This window comes from Mesorhizobium sp. M7A.F.Ca.CA.004.12.1.1 (assembly GCF_003997835.1).
Taxonomy (GTDB): Bacteria; Pseudomonadota; Alphaproteobacteria; order Rhizobiales; family Rhizobiaceae; genus Mesorhizobium.
In genome coordinates this window covers 1-2637 of record NZ_RZRK01000834.1, presented here as the reverse complement: position 1 = coordinate 2637, position 2637 = coordinate 1, and the positions used below count along the sequence as shown (strand labels likewise).

Here is a 2637-nt window from a genome sequence, read left to right as displayed (position 1 = left end):
GATGCCGCCGGCCAGCACGAATGAGATGGCACGCGCCTTGAATTCCGGCGGTGCGTTGTCGGCAGCGGCGAAGCGGAACTGCTGGACGAAGGCGCCGCCGACACCGATCGTGAGCAAGCCAAAGGCAAACAGCCAGAAGCTGCCTTGAAAAAGCGCAAGCGTGGCGACGAGGCCGCCAAGCGCCGTGACGATCGTTCCGGTCATGAAGCCGCCGCGCTGGCCCATGCTGCGGATGATGGCCGCTGCAGGCAGCGCGCCGAGCGCCACGCCGATGTTGAAGCCGGTGACCGGCGCTGTCGCCAATGATTTGTCGGGGCCAAGCAGATATTGCCCGGCCAGCGCGCCCACGGAGATGGCGATGGGAGCGGCCGAGCCGATGATCGCCTGCGAGGCGGCCAGGATCAGCGCCGTGCGGCGCGCCTCCCTGCCTGCCTCGACGGCGATTGCCGTCATGATGCGTCCTTGCCCCGCCCCTCGCCACGCACCCGGCGAGACACACGGTCGAGCACGGCATTGACCAGCTTCGGCTCGTCTTCCTCGTAGAAGGCCTTGGCGATGTCGACATATTCGGAGACGATGACCGCGACGGGGACATCCTCGCGCTTCATCAACTCGTAGACGCCGGCACGCAGAATGGCGCGCAGCGTCGAATCGAGCCGCGACAGCGGCCAGTCCTCGGTCAGCGCCTGGCGGATGATCGGATCGATGGTCTTCTGGTTCTCGACGACACCCGCCAGGATGGCGCGAAACCATTGCGCATCGGCCTCGCGATAGAGCGCTCCGTCGACTTCCTTGCCGAGACGAAAGGCCTCGTATTCGGCGGTGATCTCGAAGACGCCACTGCCGGCGACATCCATCTGATAGAGCGCCTGCACGGCGGCAAGACGGGCAGCGCCGCGCTTGTTGGCGTGGCGCACCGCGGGCTGGCCGGGCGAAGCGGGTTCGCTCACGATCGCGCTCCCAGTTGTTCCTTGAGGGCAATCATGGTCAGGGCCGCACGCGCGGCAAAGCCGCCCTTGTCGCCTTCCGAGCGTTTGGCGCGAGTCCAGGCCTGGGCGTCATTCTCGGTGGTGAGGATGCCATTGCCGATGCAGACCGAGTCCTGCACGCTCAAATCCATGAGCGCGCGGCTGGATTCATTGGCGACAATGTCGAAATGATAGGTGTCGCCGCGGACGACGGTGCCGAGCGCGACAAAGCCGTCATAATGTGTGCCGCCTCCCGTCGCGCCGTCCAGTGCAAAGGAGATCACTGCGGGGATCTCGAGCGAACCTGGAACGGTGACGACATCGTAAGTCGCGCCCGCTTCATCGAGCGCGCTTGTCGCGCCGTCGAGCAGCGCGTCGGCAAGGTCGTCGTGAAAGCGCGCTTCGACAATGAGCAGATGCGCCTTCGCCTTCGGACGAATGAAGGCTTTGCCGTGTTGGGATGTGCCAGCCATAAAAGTCTCCGGGGAGTTGCCGGTGACTTAGGCCGAAGCCGGGTTCATCGCAAGCGGAAGATTGTCCACGACGCCGACGGTCGGCAGAACTTGTTGGGTTTCCAGTATTCAGGAGCCTGTAACGTGACGGTAGCGACGCACCGTATCGCGCAGACGATCGTTCACCGATCGTGGATTGATCAAGGCTTCAACGAAGACTCTGCTGTCGTTGACAGACAGATCGAGCTGCGAGTGCCCTTCGGTGTTCACATCGGCCCGCTCCTCACGCATCAACTTGTCTTCCTGCGTGGAATTCACCCTGTCCTTGGTCATCACAGCCCCTCTTTCGTCGCCTCCACCAGCCGCGCCGCGTAGCGGGCCATGGTGTCGATCTCGAGATTGACGCGGTCGCCGACTTTGCGCTCACCCCAGGTGGTCACGGTCAGCGAATGGTGGATCAAAAGCACGTCGAAGCGCGTGCCTTCGAGCTTGTTGACGGTGAGCGAGGTGCCGTCGAGCGCGACCGAGCCTTTTGGCGCAATGAACTTCGCCAGGTCGCGCGGCGCCTCCAGCGTGAAGCGCACGGCGTCGCCCTCATCCTTGCGCTCGACGATCTCGGCCATGCCGTCGACATGGCCCGAAACGATGTGGCCGCCGAGTTCGTCGCCGATCTTCAGCGCCCGCTCCAGATTGACCTTGGTGCCGGATTTCCAGCCCGAGGCCGTGGTCAGCCGCAAGGCTTCCTCCCATGCTTCAACCTCGAACCAGCGCGCATTCGAGCCGCTGTCGGGCAAGGCCGTAACCGTCAGGCAGACGCCGCCGCAGGAGATTGAGGCACCGATGGCAATGGTCCGCGGGTCATAGGCTGTGTCGATGCGCAAACCCACCCCTTGCCTGAGCGGTTTGACGGAAGCGACAGTGCCGACATCGGTGACAATTCCGGTGAACATCGGTGTTGATCCCTAAAAATCTCTTATCCACTCGGCGTAACTGTCTTCGCCAAAGCGCATCTCGCGCAGCTTGCGAAAACCTGCCGGGATATGGTCAGCGTCAACAGGCGATGCAATGCCGTCATCGCCGATCGCTTCCGGTCCCTGGAACAGCACGATGCGGTCGACCAGTTCGTCGGCCAGGAAAGCGCTCGCCACCTTGGCGCCGCCCTCGACCAGCACGCTGGCCATGCCGAGCGCGGCCAGATCCTCGAGCAGTTCCGGCAG

General features: G+C 63.7%; 5 protein-coding genes and 1 pseudogene. All 6 read right to left on the bottom strand.

Going from position 1 to position 2637, the window contains the following annotated elements; genetic code table 11:
* A pseudogene (locus EN984_RS30420) lies at window positions 1–453 on the bottom strand (sugar MFS transporter); the annotation flags it as partial.
* Window positions 450–950, bottom strand: coding sequence for a transcription antitermination factor NusB (nusB, locus tag EN984_RS30415; RefSeq protein ID WP_023798402.1), 501 nt, complete (start codon window positions 948–950; stop codon window positions 450–452). The gene nusB and the pseudogene EN984_RS30420, both read right to left, overlap by 4 nt.
* Complete coding sequence (ribH, locus tag EN984_RS30410) at window positions 947–1441, bottom strand: 6,7-dimethyl-8-ribityllumazine synthase (RefSeq protein WP_127270987.1); 495 nt, start codon at window positions 1439–1441, stop codon at window positions 947–949. Before ribH ends, nusB begins: the two co-directional genes overlap by 4 nt.
* A gap of 108 nt (window positions 1442–1549) precedes the next feature.
* Window positions 1550–1753 (bottom strand): DUF1778 domain-containing protein, encoded by a 204-nt coding sequence (locus tag EN984_RS30405; RefSeq protein ID WP_127270989.1) that lies wholly within the window; start codon window positions 1751–1753, stop codon window positions 1550–1552.
* On the bottom strand, window positions 1753–2370 hold the full coding sequence (locus EN984_RS30400) for a riboflavin synthase (protein WP_127270991.1): 618 nt from the start codon (window positions 2368–2370) through the stop codon (window positions 1753–1755). The genes EN984_RS30405 and EN984_RS30400 overlap by 1 nt, the downstream gene beginning before the upstream one ends.
* Window positions 2371–2382: 12 nt before the next feature.
* Window positions 2383–2637 (bottom strand): dihydrofolate reductase family protein (locus tag EN984_RS30395; protein ID WP_206517521.1); only part of this gene is annotated, 255 nt, incomplete at its 5' end.

Coding starts and splice junctions, on each gene's coding strand:
- ribH (WP_127270987.1), bottom strand. CDS start 1,441: ATGGCTGGCACATCCCAACACGGCAAAGCCTTCATTCGTCCGAAGGCG.
- EN984_RS30400 (WP_127270991.1), bottom strand. CDS start 2,370: ATGTTCACCGGAATTGTCACCGATGTCGGCACTGTCGCTTCCGTCAAA.
- EN984_RS30405 (WP_127270989.1), bottom strand. CDS start 1,753: ATGACCAAGGACAGGGTGAATTCCACGCAGGAAGACAAGTTGATGCGT.